This window comes from Streptomyces sp. NPDC059850 (assembly GCF_042731515.1).
Taxonomy (GTDB): Bacteria; Actinomycetota; Actinomycetes; order Streptomycetales; family Streptomycetaceae; genus Streptomyces.
Genome location: NZ_JBHWJI010000006.1, coordinates 27,364 through 43,206, shown reverse-complemented (window position 1 = coordinate 43,206; position 15,843 = coordinate 27,364). Strand labels below are relative to the sequence as shown.

Here is a 15,843-nt window from a genome sequence, read left to right as displayed (position 1 = left end):
GGCCGTCGGGCCGCCGGAGGGAGGGGGCAGGCGGAATTCATGAGAGCCGCAGCAGGGATACCGAATGCGCGACCCCGGAGACCGCCTCTCGAATGGTGTCGGAGTCCAATGCGAAGCTGGCCCGGAAATGGCCGGGGCAGCCATAGACGTCACCCGTGATCACCACGACGCCGGAGGTCTCCAGCAGGTGCTCGGCGAGATCGGCGTCGGAGGTGAGCGCCGCCCCCGAGGGGGTCACGGCGCCCGTGAGCGCGGACGCGTCCGTCCATACGTAGAAGCCGCCCCCGGGGACCGACGGGCGCAGCCCCTCGATCGCGTCGAGCCCGGCCACGAGCAGGTCCCGGCGCTCGCGGTAGATCCGTACCGTGCGGTCGATGAACTCCCGGCCGCCGTCGAGCGCGGCGGCCGCGGCCGCCTGGCTCACCGACGACGGGCACGACGAACTCTGCGACTGGAGCGTCCCGATCGCCCGGCACAGCGACGTGGCCCCGGCGCCGTAGCCGATCCGCCAGCCGGTCATGGCGTACGCCTTGGACACGCCGTTGACCAGGAAGACGCGTTCCCGCAGGTCGGGGGCGACGGTCACGGCGCTGGGGACCGGCTGCGCGCCGAAGTTGATCTCGTCGTAGATCTCGTCGCACAGCAGCGAGACATGCGGGTGAGCGCGCAGTACATCGGCGATCCGCCGTAGCTCGTCCTCGCTGTAGACCGCGCCGGTGGGGTTGTTGGGCGTATTGAGCACGACCCATTTCGTCCGGTCGGTGATGGCCGCGCGGAGCCTGTCCGGGGTGAGCTTGTACCCGTCCGCCGCTGTGGTGGCGACGATCACGGGACGCCCGCCGTTCACGGTGACCATGTCCGGATAGGACACCCAGTACGGTGCCGGGACGATCACCTCGTCGCCCTCGTCGAGCGTCGCCACGAACGCCAGGAAGATCAGCTGCTTGGCGCCGCCGCCCAGGCAGATCTCGCCGGTGCCGTAGGACTGTCCGGTCTTGCGCCGCAGCCGGGAAATGATCGATTTCTGCAGGGCGGGTGTGCCGTTCGCCGAGGTGTATTTCGTCTCGCCCTCGCGAATTGCCGCGATCGCCGCGTCCTTCACATGGTCCGGCGTATCGAAATCGGGCTCGCCGATCGTCAGTGGAAGTACCTTGCGGCCCGCCGCTTGAAATGCGCGCACCCGGTCCGCGACCCGGGAACTCGGTGATTCCTTGACGCGCGACATCCGCTCGGCCAGTACGGGGGTCGGCAGTACGTCGGGAAAGGACATCCCTTTCCTCCTTCGATGGTGCGTGGGCGGTGGGTGCTGGTGAGATCGGGGGTGGGCGTCAGGACAGTGCGGCGAAAGCGGTGCGCGCGCGGAGCGCGACCCGGTCCAGGAGCCGCCGTCGCTCCAGGTAGGCGGCGGTCGCGGCGGCGGCGCTGGTCCGGCGGAAGCGGATCTCCTGCCCGGGCCTGAGCTGCGCCGCGACGTCCAGGGCGCGCGAGGTGAGCACCGCGAGCACCGGGTAGCCCGCGGTGATCCCCCGGCCGCGCATCAGGACGAGCAGCTCATCGCCCGCGGGGGCCTCGACCGCGCCGACCGGCACGCCCCGCGACAGCACCTCCCCGGTGACGGAGCGCTGCGGCACATGCCCGGCCACGCGGAGGCCGACATGGTTGATCCGTGGGGTGACCGTGTACGGGGAGTCGAAGAGCCGCTGGAGCCCGGTGCCGAACTCCGCGGCGTCGGGCCCCTCGATCACCTCCAGCGCCGCGGGCACCCGGCCGATGTCGCGGGGGATGCCGAAGTCGAAGACGGTGGCCCCGAAGTGCCGGTTGACCAGCGGTCGATGGGATCGGTGCAGGGAGAGGGACATTCCGGAGGTCACCGGGGTGCCGAACTCGATCATCGAGTCCGGCGCGCAGCTCCCCATCAGCAGGGGCACGTCGAACGACCCGTGCACGGCGATATACGCGCGCAGCCCCGTATCCGAGATGCCCACCCGCACCGTCTCCCCCGCCCGCACCGACAGCGGTGACCACGCGGGGTGCGGCAGGCCGTCGACGGCCGGTTCTGCGGGCGCGCCGGTGACGGCCAGGAGGATGTCGTGGCTGGGCCGGAGCGTGACCCCGAACCCGGTGGCCTCGATGAGCGGTGCGGTCGGCGCGTTGCCGACCAGGGCGTTCGCGGCGCGCGCGGCGAACTGGTCGAGCGCGCCGTTGACCGCGAGACCGCGCGCGGGGCCCAGGGTGCGGCCAAGATCGGTCACCACGCACGCCGCCGCGGCCTCCACGTACAGCTCGGGGCGGTCAGTCATGGTCCCGGTAGCGCATCGGGACGCCGAGCAGTCCGGCGTACGTGGCCTCGTCGACCGGGAAGAACCGGACCCGGTCCCCGGGCCGGTACGGCACGACGGCGTCGCCGCCACCGCTCTCACCGGTCCCGTCCGTCCGCAGGATCGTCAGCGGCGTACGGCCGATCTGCCGCCAGCCGCTCGGCGCGGCGACGGGCCCGATCACCGCCTGACGTCCCGCGACGGAGACCGCGCCCGGCGGCACCCGCAGCCGGGGCGTGGCGAGCCGGGGAACCGGGACGCCGAACTCCGGCCCGTCCGTCATGGCCGACGCGGCGGGCCCGCCCAGACAGCGGATGAGATGTTCCTTCGCGCAGACCAGGCCGATGACCTCCGCCACCGGCGCACCGACCACACCGGCGACCCATTCCAGGTCCGGGCCCGCGTCGCCGCCGAACAGCACCGGCACGTCGATGACCCCGGACGGCACCGCGCTCCCCACGCCGGGGGCGGCGTCCCAGGACTGGATGTACGACATGATCGCGTCGCCCGTGGTGTGGTACGGGTCGAACTCCACGAGCACCGCGTCGTACGTCGGCACGGCGGACACCGTGGGGTGGATCTCGCCACGGTTCAGCCATCCCGCGAGCCGGTGCACGGCCGCCCACACCTCGTCGGTGTCGTCGCCGACGACGGTGACCCGCAGCGCGGCGTCGCCGCACGGCGATATGTCGATCTTGGGCGCTGTCGGCATGACCGTGATGCCGCCCGGGTCACGCCGCCTGAGCGCGGGCATCCAGCACCTCGTTCAGCGGCGCCACGCCGACTCCGGCGGCCAGCAGCTCGCCACGGATCCGCCGCGCCAGCTCCAGCGCCGCGGGACCGTCGCCGTGCAGCTGGACGCAGTCCGTGCGGACCGGCAGATCCGTGCCGTACCGGCTGGTGATGACCCCCTCGGTCACCATCCGGACGGTCCGGCGGGTGACCTCGTCCGGGTCGTGGAGCACGGCGCCGGGCTCGGACCGGGACACCAGCGTGCCGTCGTCCTCGTACGCCCGGTCCGCGATGCCCACCATGGCCATCCGCAGCCCGCGCTCCTGTGCGACGGCCGCCATCTCGCCCTCCTGCATGAGGATCACGAGGGACGGGTCGAAGGCCTCCACCGCGTCCGCCACCGCCTCGGCGTAGTCGCGCCGGACGACCACGAGGTTGCCGAGGCGGCCGTGCGGTGCCAGATGGTTGATCCGGGTGCCGTGTGCGCGGGTGAACCCGGACAGCGCCCCGATCTGGTACAGCACATCGGTGCGCACCTCGTCCGGCGTCAGATCCATCGCCCGGCGCCCGAAGCCCACCAGATCGGGGAAGCTCGGATGCGCGCCGACGCCGACGCCGCGCTCCACGCAGGCCCGCACCGTCGCGTCCATCACCCGCGGGTCCCCGGCGTGGAATCCGCACGCCACGTTCGCCGACGTCAGCAGGTTCAGCAGCGCGGCGTCATTGCCCATGGTGTAGGCCCCGAAACTCTCTCCGAGGTCGGCCACCAGATCGACGACAGGCACAGTGAGGCTCCTTTTCCGCAGGGACCGTGTGCCGCTGGACACTAGATCCGGCGCGGCGCGGGCAGAAGGACACATCAGGAAGAGCCATGGGGGTAGTGCGGTTCCCGATGGCTCGGCACAGGGGGATCGGCACAGGGGGGAGATGAGCGCTCGATGACTCAGGGACGCTATGACCAGCGGGTCCGCGTCTTCGTCGAGGTCCGGGGCGGGCAGGACGACTGGCAGGAGGCCGAGGACCGGTTCACGCGGCACGGCTGGCCCGTCCGCACCCACCGCCCCGCCGGACAGGGCCCGCTGGGGGCCGGTGTCGAACCCGGGCCCGACGCACGTGTCTACGAGATCGAGGTGCGTCTCTTCGGCGTCGCCAGAGGAAGCGACCTGGGCGCCGCCGAGCGCGTGCGCAAGGTGGCGCGGGCCGCGCGGCTGGAGGCGTACGTACTGCGCGCCGAGCACATCCACCGGGACCGGGAGACGCGCTCACGGTGGCGCGTCATCGACGCGCGGCGCAGACGGGCCGCGCTGCGCTCGCCATGGCGCAGACACGTCGCGGGCTGGTCGCTGGCGCGCGGCTCCTACGACGCCGGCGGCATCGTCACCGGCACCGCACGGCAGGCGTTGCGGCTGGCCCGCGGCGGACCGGCGACGACCCCGTCCGCAGTGGCCATTCGGCCGTTGGACGGCATGTGGAAGGACCCGGTGCGGCGCTGGCCGGAGGAGGAGGGCGAGCGGCGGACGGTTCACGCGGTCCTGTGGGCCCTCGTACCGGCCGTGGCCGTGGTGTTCGCCGCCCATGCCGTCCGGGCCAGTTGGTGGTTCTGGGGCATCCTCGCGTTCGCCGGTTTCGCGGGGGCGGCGCGTACCGGCTGGCGGCTGTTCCCCGACGGCCGGAAGACGGGCGCCCTGCTGGTCCTGGCGGTGTCCGTGGTCTTCACCGCGGGCGGCCTTGGGCTCGCCGGATCCAGAGGCTGGGGGCCCACCGATGTCTTCTACACCGCCCTGATCGTGGGAGTGGTCACCGGGCTGTGGCTGCTGGTGCGGCAGTGGACGTGGGGCGAGTGGGTCGCCTGGGCCGTGCCTCTCGTCATCACGCTGCTGGTCTCGACGTTCGTGGCGGCGGGCTCCGTGCTCCACGCCCTGTACGCCGCTGAACTGGGCCTCAGCAGCGGCGATCTCGACGTCCCGCCCCTGTGGCAGTTCCTCGCCTCGCTGAAGCTCGTATCGATGCTGGCCTATGTGCTGGTGGTGCCCGCGTGGTGGGGTGTGGCCCGGCACCGCCACCACTTCTACGCGGCACCCGGCGACCGCACCAACGTCATCCTGCACACCCTCGTCTTCGTCACTTCGCTGGCCGTCGCGGGCGGGTTCGCCCTCGACTCGGCGGGCATGGCGGCGGAACGCATCAAAGGCGCGGCCGCGGACGGCACGAAGCCGCCGCAGTACTTCGGCGTCGAGCCGTCCTGGACGTGCGTACGGACGACAACCGCCCCCGGAAACGTCCCGGGCGAGGGCCCCGCGCTGGACCGGAAGCGGCCGTACCTGCTCATCGGCGTGGCGGGCGGCACGGTCGTCCTCTGGGACCAGGCCACCCAGGAGCCCGTGAAATTCCCCGCGAACAAGGCGTGGTTGGCACCGGCCGGAAGCGGGGGCGGCTCCTGCGGGTGACCCCGCCGGGGCCCCGGCCACCTGCCACCCGGGCAGGAGCCGGGCGAAGGCCGGGCGGGGTTCGGGCGTGGGCTTCCCCGCAGCCGTACGGCACCGGTTCGCTGGAGGCATACGGCGATACGGGGGTGGGGGCGTTGGACGTCACGGTCGCGGAGGCGGGGGCGCCGATCGTGGCGGTGGCCGGGATGCTCGGAACGTTGCTGTCGGCCCTGCTCACCCAGCGCGCGGCCGAGCGCAGCCGACAGCGTGAGCAGGAGCGGGCCGAGCGGGCAGCGGCGCGGGCGAGGGATGTCGAGGAGCGGCGTACCTGCTACGTCGCCCTCAACACCGCGTCCCGGCAGTATCTGGCCGCCCTCACGGACCATATGCACGCCCTGCTCCGCGCGGAGGATCCGCGCGCGGTACGGCAGCGCCTCACCGAGGCGCGGGATCTGCACCGGGACGTGTACGCGGAGGCCCAGATGCGGCTGCCCGACCCCGTACTCGCCCTGGCCGGGGACGCCACCCACGCGCTCGGCGGCCTCTACGGCAGGCTCCGGCGCCTGGACGACGGCGTCCCCCACCCGGACGACTCGCTCGACGCCGCACAGGGGGAGATCGACGCCCTGTGGGAACGGCTGCGGGAGCTGCGGCGCGGAATGCGGGCGGATCTGGGCGCGCCCCGGGCGAGTTCCGGGCGGTGATCGGGCGTCTGTTGGAAAAACTCGGTGATCGGACGTCATGGTGACCTACATCTCGTCATCAGGGCGATCGGGACGGATGATTGACGTCTCGGGACGTGAGGAGTGCCGGTGGGGGAAGCAGAGGAGACCGGTGGCGTTCAGGCGTTGCGGGCCTGGGCCGGTGAGGCCGTCGGGCGGGCGAAGGCGCTGCTGCCGGAGCCGGACACCGTAGCCAGACCCTCGCGCGCCCATGATGACTCGGTCGCCGAACTCGACGCGCTCATGGGCCTGTTGGACCACGATCCGCCGCTGCGCGCCTCGGTGGCCGGATGGCTCGGCGGTGCCCTCACCCTGCGCCACGCCGCCGGGGGCGGGTCGCCCGGGGACCGGGAGCGGGCGGGCGGTCTGCTGCGGGACGTACGGGACCCGGCGACCACGATCGGGGCCGCGGCCTCCACCGAGGAGCGGCGGTGGGCCGCGCTGTTCCTGCTGACGCACGCGATGCCGCTGCAGGAGATGCTGGGCGGGCTCTCGCCGGAGCCGGACGCGACCGCCATGTTCGACATGATCACGCGGGCGGGGCCGGACGGGATGGCCGCCCTCGCGGCCGAGGTGCGGGAGCTGGTGACCGAGGCGGCCGAACTCCCGCTGCCGCCGGAAAGCCTGCGGCAGCTGCGGCAACTGCGCGACTTCTACGCCCATCCCTCGGCCGACGGGATGGCCGACCTGTTCACGGGCCTGCTGCCCGACGACGGCTTTCCGGGCTCCGACCAGATGCGCCGGATGATGACGGACTGGCTGACGACGATGGCCGGTGGCGCGGCCCCGGGGAGCGGCGCGGGCAAGGCCCCAACCCCGTCCGGCAAGGCCGAAGCCGACGCCGACGCCTCGGCCACACCCCGTACCCCCGACGACATGCGCCGCCTCCTCGCCGCGCTGCAGGCCGTCAACACCACGTCCGTGGACTTCGTCAACAACGTCGGCGGCGGCGATCCCGCCGCCCTCAACCAGCAGCTCGGACGGCTGCGCGACGCGCTGGACGGGCTGCCGGACGGCGTACCGAACAAGGACGCCCTCGAAGGGCTGATGGCCCTGCTCCTCAACGTCAGCGAAGGCGCCGGGGGAACCCTCCAGGACCAGGCGCTCGGCCTCGGGCACACCAAGACGGTCACCGACTTCCTCAGGCGCCAGTCGCACAGCTCGATCCCCATGGCCGACGGCTTCGCGATCATGGCGGATGTGATGGGCCTGATGTCCGAGGTCCGCGCCGCCGGGCAGGCCGAGGACGTGCGGCGGCTCCGCGATCTCCTGCCCCAGGCCGAGGCGCTGGCCGACACCGTCCCCGAGGACCACGACTTCCGCGTGATCGCCCTCCTCGCCCGCGCCATGGCCCGCCTCATGCTCGGCCGGTTCACCATGGACAGGGAACTGCTCCTGCGCGGCCTCGCGGACTTCGACGACAGCCGGACGGCCGCGCGGAAGAGCAGGCTCCCGATCCGGGACGAGGAACTGGTGGCCATGGTCCCCGACCTCGCGCTCCTGCGTTCCTACCTCGCCGACGACACGACGGACCTCCCGGACCGGGACGTGCCGCCCCCGGACGCCCCCGCCGACCAGCTGCACTCCGCCGCGAACCGCCTCGGCCTGCGCTACACCATCACCCACGACTCGGTAGACCTCGAAGCCGCCATCACCACACTGGAACGGCTCCGCGAGCACATCCGCGAGGGCCGGGCCCCGCGCGTCGCCGCAGAGTCGCTGTGGTCGCTCGCCGAGTCCTACCGCGCCCGCTGGCACCGGGAGCGGGGCGACTCCGATGTGGACGCCGCCATCGACGCGGCGAACGAGGCCCTGTCCACCCTCGCCGCCGATGTCCTTCTGCAGCACGGCGCCGAACACCGGCTGACGACCGCCCGCAGCGGTGCCTCCCTCGGTGTACGGGCCGCCCTGTGGGCCGCCGCGCACAACAAGGTGGACGACGCGGTCGCCACCCTGGAGCTGGGCCGGGCGCTGGTGTTGCAGGCGGCGGCCACCTCACGGGCCGTACCGGATCTGCTGGAGGAGCGGGGCCATCCCGACCTCGCCGCCGCCTGGCGGGAGTCCGGCGCGCCCGACAGCACCGAACTGCCCGCCGAGCTGCCCAGCAACCTGCGACGGCAGGCCCTGGAGGCCCTGGGCTACCGGGAGCGGGGCGGCCTGCTCACCACCCCCACGCTGCGCGAACTGGCGGACGGCGTGAGCGAGGCCGGTGCGGATGCGCTGATCTATCTGGTCCCCGGCAGCGACGGCGACGCCCCGGGCATGGTGCTGGGCGTGGGCCCCGAGATCGGCATCGGGGTGGGCGCGCTGCCCATGCTCTCCGAAGCGGGCAGCGCCCCTCTGGAGCGGTATCTGGACGCGGCCGCCGCCCGCTCCACGGACCCGGACCACGCGGACGAAGAGGCGGAACGGGCCTGGGAGGAGGCCCTGTCCGAGCTGTGCGACTGGGCGTACGAGGTGTTCGTCCACGTCCTCGCCGGGCTGGAGGAACACCTCCCGGGCGACGCCGCCGACCGCCGTACGCCCAGGGTCGTCCTGGTCCCCTGCGGCCGCCTCGGGATCGTCCCCTGGCACGCGGCGCGCTTCCCGGCGGACGCCCCGTACGACTACCTCTGCCAGGCCCTGGTGATCAGCTACGCGGCGTCCGGCAGCCAGTTCCTGCGGTCGGTGCAGCGCGCGCCACGCGATCCGGTCTCGGCCCCGGCCCTGGTGGCCGACCCGAGCCTGTCGCTGACGTATGCCGAGCTGGAGGTCCTGGAGCTGCGCAACGCCTTCTATCCGGGGGCACGGCTGTACGGCGACTTCGCCGCCTTCCCGCCCGACTCGGTGCCGGAGGGCACCCCCGAGCAGCTGTTGGCCCTGCTCGCCCAGGACCACTCGATGGTCCATCTGGCCACCCACGGCATGGCGGGGGTACGGCCGACGGAGTCGGCGCTGCACCTCGCCCCAACCGATCCCGGCGAGGAGATCGACCGGCTCACCGTGACCCGGCTCCTCGACCGGCCGCAACCTGCCGAACAGGCCTCGCCGGACGGTCCGTTGATCGTGCTGAGCGCCTGCGAGACCGACCTCAGCACCCGCGACCACGACGAGGCGCTGACTCTCACCACGGCGTTCGTCTCGGGTGGCGCACGCGATGTCGTGGGGTCGCGGTGGACCGCCCGGGACAGCGCGTCGGTCCTGCTGATGGCCGTCTTCCACCACCATCTGCGGGCCGGGCTCAGCCCTGTCGACGCGCTGCGGGCCGCGCAGCTGTGGATGCTCGACCCGGACCGCGAGGACCCGGGCCACCTCAGCGACGATCTCCGCCGGGACATCGCCCGCCCCGACCTCGAACGGCCCGCCAACTGGGCCGCGTTCATCCATCAGGGCCACCCCGGCCAGGGAAAGGAGACCGGATGACCCGGAGTGAGGACGGCGGGACGAGGGTGCTCGGCCTCATCGCCGAACACGCCGACAGCATCCGCGCCGCACTGACCGAAGAGCAGTACCGGCTCCTGCTCACCCGCCTGAACACGCTCGCCCACATCCCACCGGACGACCTCCGGGCCATGCGCCGCGCCTTCCAGGGCGTACGCCACTGCCTGGTGCCGCTGCCGTACGCCCACCCGGTCCGCAAGGCGCTGGACTCCGTCCGGCTCGTCGGCGTGGCGCCCGTCAGCGGCCTGGCCGTCCTGCGGACGCGGGATCTGCTCGTCCAGCTCATGCCGCCATCACGCCCCGACACCACGGCCATCATCGCCGCCGCCGAGCGCAGACTGCGCCAGGCACCCGCCCTCTCGGCCGCCGACGTCCGCGACCGGTACGGCGGTTCGGCGCCACCACCCGAGCTGATCCGGTTCGCCGACGCCGACCTCGGCGACCGCTACCCGGAGTTCCAGTTCCGGCCCGGGGGCGGAGCACCGTACGAGGTCGTCCTGGAGGTCAACCGGGTACTGCTCGCCGACGCGGACCCGTGGGGGGCCGCCGACTGGTGGCTGAGCGGAAATACGTGGCTGGGCGGCGGGCCGCCCGCCGCCCTCCTCGGCATCCGGCCGGACCGCGAACTGGTGGGCGCGGCAGTGGCGTTGGTGGAGGGGGACTGATGCACGAGGACACCGTGCCGCCCTCCGCGTACCGCTTCCGGCCGCACTGGGAGGTGCTGCCCGCCGGTACTCAGCTGTGGCGGCTGCACTCGTCCCGGTACGCGGCCGTGGAGTTCAAGCCGTTCGCCCCGGACGACCGCGCGCCCGGCCGCTTCCACGGCACGCCGGATGACCCGTACGCCTGTCTGTACGCGGCGTCGGACCCGGAAACCGCCCTCGCCGAGACCCTGCTCCGCTCGGTCTCCTTCGACCTGGAGACCAGTACGCGGCTGGTCCCCTGGGCGCAGGTGCGGGGCAAGTCGCTGAACGCGGTGCGCACCCGGTGCGAGCTGCGACTCGTCTCGCTGTGCTCCGGAGCGGCCCTCGCCGCCGTCTGCCAGGACAACACCCTGCTGGAGGGCGAGGGAGCGGAGCACTACCGGCACACGCGGGACTGGGCGCGGGAAATCCGGGCCCAGGCGCCCGAAGCCACGGGGATGATCTGGGGCTCGCGGCGCAACCCGTCACAGCGGGCCCTGGTGCTCTTCGGCGACCGCCTCGCGGACGTGGCGGACGGACCGCTCGAAGCGCTGCCGTACCGCAGCATCCCGGATCTCGGCTCCCCGGACGGCATCAAGGAGGCCAATCAGCTGCTGGAACCCCTCTATTCGGCGATCAAGGAGCCCATGCGCCGTTGAGACACCCGCTCCTTGTCCCCATGTGACGCGTGGTGTCATCGTTTACGGCATGGCACCAGGATCCCTTGATCATGCGTCACTTCTGGTGGAACTACAGGCGGTCCGGCGGGCGGGGCTCCTGCGGCTGCGCGGCCGCGAGCTGCCCGCCCTGGAGGCGGCCGCGGCCTCTCTGACGACCGCGCGCACCCGCGAGGGCGCCGTGGAGGCGCTGCTCCGCCGCGCGGTGGCGCGGCTCGACGCGGGCACCCTGCGGACCGCCGCCGAGTACACGCTGGGCCTGGCCCAGGGCACCCGGGACTGGCCCGCCTCCTCCCGCCGGACCCGCGCGGCCGAGGTGTACCGGGTCAGCGAGGAGCGCTTCCGCAAGCACCACGAGGTGATGGTGCTCGGCCAGGTGGCCGCGCACATCGTGGAATGGGCGGAGGGCGGCGGCGACGAACCGGGCGAGGACGACTGGCCGGGCGACACCCACCGCACCGTGGACGTCCTGGCGGGCGAGCGGCGCGCGCGGCTCACCCTCCACATCCACTCCGTCGATCTGCTGCGGGACGTGGACGTGGTGGTCTCCCCCGCCAACACCTACTTCGCGCTGCCCGAGCCGTACAAGGCGTCGGTCTCCGCCTCGCTGCGCCGCGCCGCCTCCGTGCGCGGGGTGACCGGCGATCTGCTGGACGACCCGGTCCTCGACGAGCTGCGCAAGTGGACCGCGCGGCACGGCACTTCGGGGCGTTCGGTCATCCCGGGCACGGTGGCGGCGACCGGTTCGGGCGCCCTGGCCGAGTACGGCGTACGGCGGATCTACCACGCGGCGGTGGCCACGCCCCGGGCCGGTACCAACGACTACGACGTGCTGCCCGCCGACATCACCCGCGCCACCTCGCGCGTGTTCGCGACGCTGGCCGAGGAGCACGACCGGCACACCCCGCCGCTGCACTCCGTGTGCTTTCCGCTGCTGGGCTCCGGGCGCGGCGGGCTTCCGTACCGGGTGAGCGCGGCCGCCGTATGGAGCGCCGTCGAAGCGGAGCTGGCGCGCGGGGCGCGCTGGGACGTGCACTTCGTGGTGCGCACCCCGGAAGCGGCCCGCGTGGTGGAGCGGATTCCGGCCAGGCCCCGCCCGGCGCGCGACCAGTCGGCGCCCAGCCGGTCCGATTGACTGGAGGGGCGGGTCGCTCAGGTGGGTGGTGCCTCGGGGGAGCGCCTTCCCCCTGGGCGGCTCGCGCCCGAAAAACCGCCCAATATCGAACGCGGTGTCAATTTACTGTAAGGACCGAGCATGTGGGTGCCAATGTCCCCTACCGTGACCGGATGACCAGGGGGATGGTTGAGTGGGCGCACGGCTGCGCGGGTCGCACGGTGACCTGGCCCGACCCGGACGCGTTCGTACTCGTCGAGGGTGTTCTGCTGCGCATGGTTCCCGAGCCGCCCGGCCTGCCGCCGGGTACGGCCGTCACCGTACGCCACGATCCCGAGCGGCGGCGGCTGGTGGCCCACGCCGCTGACACCGGGGCGGCGCCTGACTCCGGGGCGGTGGCCGGATGAGCGTCCACAGCATGGAGTTCGGGGCCGGGTACGAGGAGCGGCAGCCCGTCGTCCTCCTCCTCGACACCTCCGCGTCCATGGGCCGCCCCGAGGAACACCCGCGGATCGACGAGCTGAACGACGCGCTGACCCGCTGGTTCGACGGGGTCCGCGCGCAGGAGCGGCTGCGTACCCGGGTGGAGGTCTGCCTCATCACCTTCGACTCGGCGGTGCGGGTCCACGACCCCGGCCTCGGCCGTCTGATCCCGGTCGGGGAAGCCGACGCGGACCGGCTCTTCGTCCCCGTGGACAGCATGCGCCCGCCCACGCTGCGCGCCGAGGGCCTGACCCGGCTGACGGACGCGGTGGAGACGGCCCTCGAACTGGCCCGCGCCCGCTACCGCACCCTGCAGCGACAGCGGGTACCGGCGCGCCGCCCCTTCCTGTGGGTCCTGACGGACGGCGCGCCGAGCGACGCCGAGGGCCGCCCCCTGGACGCGGCGGCCCTGGCGGGTACGGCGGGGCGGGTGCGCCAGGGCGAGGAGCGGCGGGAGTGGGTCTTCCAGGTGATCGGGGTGCGCGGCGCCGACCTGCCGATGCTCCGGGTCCTGGCGCCGAAGGCCACGTCCCCGCTGGAGAACCTGGACTTCGGCCGGATCCTCGACCTGCTCTTCCAGAGCACGGACGACAGCAGCCCCGATCAGGACGCGGATCTCATCCACCAGCAGGTCAACGACCGCGCCGCCCGGCTCGCGCGCATGGAGAGGCTGGAGAGTGACCTCCGGTGATCATCGCGGGCGCCTCCGTCCAGGGCACCGCTCATCTCGCCATCGGGCAGGGCTGCCAGGACGCGTTCAAGGCGGTCGACCTGGGCGACGCGGCGGTCCTGGCCGTGTCCGACGGCGCGGGCAGCCGTGACCGCAGCGCCCTGGGCGCTCATATAGCGGTCGACGCGGCCTGCCGCCTGCTGGCGGAGGACATACCGGGCGCGGAGGAGCCACCGGAGGCATGGACCCGGTGGATCGCGGGGCGCGGGAGACGGGTGGTCGAGGAGTATCTGCGGGCGGTGTCGGGGGTGCTGGGCACGGATCCCTGTGCGGGCACGGATCCGGGCTCCGGTCCGGATTCAGGTCCGGATTCAGGTCCGGGTCCAGATCCGGGCCCAGGGCACTCCGGCGCGCTGGCCGCCACCCTCACCGCGGCGGTCGTCGCCCCGCCCTGGGTGGCCTTCGTCTCGCTGGGCGACGGCTTCGGCACCCTGCTGACCCGCGACGACCGCTGCCACCTGGTCCTCCCTCCGCCCACCGCCCCGGCCCCCTTCCTCTCCTCCCCCGGCGCGGCCCTCCGGGTCCGTACGTTCGTCGTCTGGGAACCGGAACTCAGCGGCGTGGTCCTGGCCACCGACGGCTGCGCCGCGCTCACCCTCGACCACCCCTCGGTCCGCCAACTCCCCCTGGAGGCAGGACCGTTACCGGCCGAGCGCTTCTTCCTCGGCCTCGCCGCCACGCTCCGCGAGAACCACGGGGACGCCGAGCCGCTGCGGAGTCGGCTCTCCGGGCCGGAGGCCGCGCGGACCGGTGACGATCTGACCCTGCTGTGCGCACTGGTCGAAGGGGGGTGACCGTGGGACTGACGGTGGTGTCCGGCAGCGGACACACATGGCGGCTCACCGAGCAGATCGGCAGCGGCTCGGAGGGGTTCGTGTACGGCGTCGACGACGCCCGCCCCCTCGTCGCGAAACTCGTCCCGGACCCGCCCGACCCCGAGGCCTACCGGCGCCGCGTGGCCCGCCTGGTGCGCCAGCGCCGTGAACCCCGCACCGTCGGCCTGCTCTCCGGCACACCCGTCCGGCTGGCCTGGCCGCTGGTCCCGGTGCGTACGGCCGGTGGCACGGGCGCGGATCGTGTCGACGGCTACGTGATGACGGACATGCGCCACGCCTACCAGCCGTTCAGCCACCTCATCAGCCTCTCCACCCGCCGCACTCTCCTGCCCGGGGCGACCTGGGCGCTCGCCCTCCGCGCCGCTCTCGCCCTCGCCCGGCTGCTGGGCGAACTGCATGCCGAGGGCTATGTGGTGGGCGACCTCACGCCCGACAACCTCTGGGTCGATACGACCGGCCGGGTCGGCATGGCGGACGTCGACTCGTGGCAGTTCCGGGACGGCCGCGAGGTGTTCCCGGGCCGGATGCGCACCCCCGGCTACACGGCGCCCGAGCGGATCGGCGCTCCCGTCGGCACGCCGCCGGACACCGCGTCCGACGATTTCGCCCTGGCCGTCCTGGTCCATCAGCTCCTCATGGCCGGTCTGCACCCCTTCGCGGGCCACCCGGCGGACGGCGGCGACTATCTGTCGTACGACGACAACGTGGTCCACGGCCGCTGCCGGATCGTCGACCGTACGTCGGTGCTGCTGCCCCGCTCCGTACCGCCCGCCGATCTGCTGCCGAGACGGCTCGCGGAGCTGTTCCGGACGGCGTTCGCGGGCGCGGGCCGACGCCCGGCGGCGGCCGAGTGGTCCCGGGCGCTCGCGGCCGAGCTGGCTCCCGGGCGGCTGAAGGTGTGCGCGGTGAACGCCCGCCACGTCCACACCGTGGAGCGGCCGTGGTGCCCGTGGTGCGACCAGGCCGAGCGCGGCGCCGACAGCTACCCCGGCCCTCCTCAGGAGGAGACATGACGACCCACCTCTCCGTCGCCCGGACGCTGGACCACTGCACGGCTCTCGGCCCCGGCAGCCGCGCGGTCATCTGGGTCCAGGGCTGCCCGCTGCGCTGCCAGGGCTGTGTGGCCGCGGAAACGCTGCCCTTCGAGGGCGGGACGAGCCGCCCGGTCGCCGAACTCGCCGACTGGCTCTGCGGGCTGGACGGCATCGAGGGCGTCACGTTCTCCGGCGGTGAGCCGTTCAGCCAGGCCCGGGCGCTGGCCGAACTGCTCGACGCGGTGCGGGCCCGGCGCCCGGACTTCGGCGCGATGGCGTACTCCGGCTTCCGCCACGAGGCACTGCGGCGCGGCGCCCCGGACCGGCTCGCCCTGCTGGAGCGGCTGGACCTGCTGGTCGACGGGCCGTACCGCGCCGCACGCCACGGCAGTCTGCGCTGGCGCGGCTCGGACAACCAGCGGCTGATCCCGCTCACCGACCGCTACGCGCGGGCGCTGGACGAGCCGGACACGACCGCCGGGATCGAACTGTCGGTGGACGCCGACGGATCCGTCTCCTGGGCCGGGGTGCCGCCAACCCCCGGATTCCGGGAGGGACTTGAAGAACAGCTCGCGGCGCGGGGGTTCGTGCTGCACACCGAGGCACGGAGGGAACGATGAGCGGATCACCGAAGTACAGCAGCGTCCGCGTCGGGGCGCTGTACGCCC

15 protein-coding genes are annotated in these 15,843 nt (G+C 73.3%); 11 read left to right on the top strand and 4 right to left on the bottom strand.

Translation table 11 applies throughout. The features are described 5' to 3' along the window. Nucleotides 1-37: 37 nt before the first annotated feature. The 4 genes from ACFV9T_RS06795 to ACFV9T_RS06780 are packed head-to-tail and all read right to left on the bottom strand — an operon-like array spanning nucleotide 38 to nucleotide 3,856. Nucleotides 38-1,270, bottom strand: a complete 1,233-nt coding sequence (locus ACFV9T_RS06795) for an aminotransferase class I/II-fold pyridoxal phosphate-dependent enzyme (RefSeq protein ID WP_385437179.1) — start codon at nucleotides 1,268-1,270, stop codon at nucleotides 38-40. A gap of 58 nt (nucleotides 1,271-1,328) precedes the next feature. Beyond that, complete coding sequence (locus tag ACFV9T_RS06790) at nucleotides 1,329-2,300, bottom strand: biotin-dependent carboxyltransferase family protein (RefSeq protein ID WP_385437178.1); 972 nt, start codon at nucleotides 2,298-2,300, stop codon at nucleotides 1,329-1,331. Next, nucleotides 2,293-3,072: an allophanate hydrolase subunit 1 gene (locus ACFV9T_RS06785; RefSeq protein WP_385437176.1), complete on the bottom strand. Its 780-nt coding sequence runs from the start codon at nucleotides 3,070-3,072 to the stop codon at nucleotides 2,293-2,295. Before ACFV9T_RS06785 ends, ACFV9T_RS06790 begins: the two co-directional genes overlap by 8 nt. Then, nucleotides 3,050-3,856 (bottom strand): LamB/YcsF family protein, encoded by an 807-nt coding sequence (locus ACFV9T_RS06780; protein ID WP_385437419.1) that lies wholly within the window; start codon nucleotides 3,854-3,856, stop codon nucleotides 3,050-3,052. The genes ACFV9T_RS06785 and ACFV9T_RS06780 overlap by 23 nt, the downstream gene beginning before the upstream one ends. A gap of 132 nt (nucleotides 3,857-3,988) precedes the next feature. Here ACFV9T_RS06780 and ACFV9T_RS06775 point away from each other — a divergent pair, with 132 nt between their 5' ends. The 11 genes from ACFV9T_RS06775 (at nucleotide 3,989) to ACFV9T_RS06725 (ending at nucleotide 15,795) form a co-directional block, all read left to right on the top strand. Next, nucleotides 3,989-5,497: a hypothetical protein gene (locus ACFV9T_RS06775; RefSeq protein WP_385437175.1), complete on the top strand. Its 1,509-nt coding sequence runs from the start codon at nucleotides 3,989-3,991 to the stop codon at nucleotides 5,495-5,497. Nucleotides 5,498-5,682: 185 nt separating this feature from the next. Beyond that, complete coding sequence (locus ACFV9T_RS06770) at nucleotides 5,683-6,180, top strand: hypothetical protein (protein WP_385437418.1); 498 nt, start codon at nucleotides 5,683-5,685, stop codon at nucleotides 6,178-6,180. A gap of 108 nt (nucleotides 6,181-6,288) precedes the next feature. Next, nucleotides 6,289-9,600 carry a CHAT domain-containing protein gene (locus tag ACFV9T_RS06765; RefSeq protein ID WP_385437174.1) on the top strand — a complete coding sequence of 1,104 codons (3,312 nt, stop codon included), beginning with the start codon at nucleotides 6,289-6,291 and terminating at the stop codon, nucleotides 9,598-9,600. After that, nucleotides 9,597-10,283, top strand: a complete 687-nt coding sequence (locus ACFV9T_RS06760) for a hypothetical protein (RefSeq protein ID WP_385437172.1) — start codon at nucleotides 9,597-9,599, stop codon at nucleotides 10,281-10,283. Before ACFV9T_RS06765 ends, ACFV9T_RS06760 begins: the two co-directional genes overlap by 4 nt. After that, nucleotides 10,283-10,960 carry an RES family NAD+ phosphorylase gene (locus ACFV9T_RS06755; RefSeq protein WP_385437171.1) on the top strand — a complete coding sequence of 226 codons (678 nt, stop codon included), beginning with the start codon at nucleotides 10,283-10,285 and terminating at the stop codon, nucleotides 10,958-10,960. The genes ACFV9T_RS06760 and ACFV9T_RS06755 overlap by 1 nt, the downstream gene beginning before the upstream one ends. 49 nt (nucleotides 10,961-11,009) lie before the next feature. Continuing rightward, on the top strand, nucleotides 11,010-12,113 hold the full coding sequence (locus ACFV9T_RS06750; protein WP_385437169.1) for a macro domain-containing protein: 1,104 nt from the start codon (nucleotides 11,010-11,012) through the stop codon (nucleotides 12,111-12,113). Nucleotides 12,114-12,265: 152 nt separating this feature from the next. Then, nucleotides 12,266-12,499, top strand: coding sequence for a hypothetical protein (locus tag ACFV9T_RS06745; protein WP_385437168.1), 234 nt, complete (start codon nucleotides 12,266-12,268; stop codon nucleotides 12,497-12,499). Then, complete coding sequence (locus ACFV9T_RS06740; protein ID WP_385437167.1) at nucleotides 12,496-13,266, top strand: hypothetical protein; 771 nt, start codon at nucleotides 12,496-12,498, stop codon at nucleotides 13,264-13,266. Before ACFV9T_RS06745 ends, ACFV9T_RS06740 begins: the two co-directional genes overlap by 4 nt. Continuing rightward, a complete protein-coding gene (locus ACFV9T_RS06735) occupies nucleotides 13,263-14,099 on the top strand; it encodes a protein phosphatase 2C domain-containing protein (protein WP_385437166.1) in 837 nt (278 codons plus the stop codon). The genes ACFV9T_RS06740 and ACFV9T_RS06735 overlap by 4 nt, the downstream gene beginning before the upstream one ends. Nucleotides 14,100-14,101: 2 nt before the next feature. After that, a complete protein-coding gene (locus tag ACFV9T_RS06730) occupies nucleotides 14,102-15,154 on the top strand; it encodes a hypothetical protein (RefSeq protein WP_385437165.1) in 1,053 nt (350 codons plus the stop codon). Further along, nucleotides 15,151-15,795 (top strand): 4Fe-4S single cluster domain-containing protein, encoded by a 645-nt coding sequence (locus ACFV9T_RS06725; protein WP_385437164.1) that lies wholly within the window; start codon nucleotides 15,151-15,153, stop codon nucleotides 15,793-15,795. The genes ACFV9T_RS06730 and ACFV9T_RS06725 overlap by 4 nt, the downstream gene beginning before the upstream one ends. Nucleotides 15,796-15,843 lie beyond the last annotated feature (48 nt).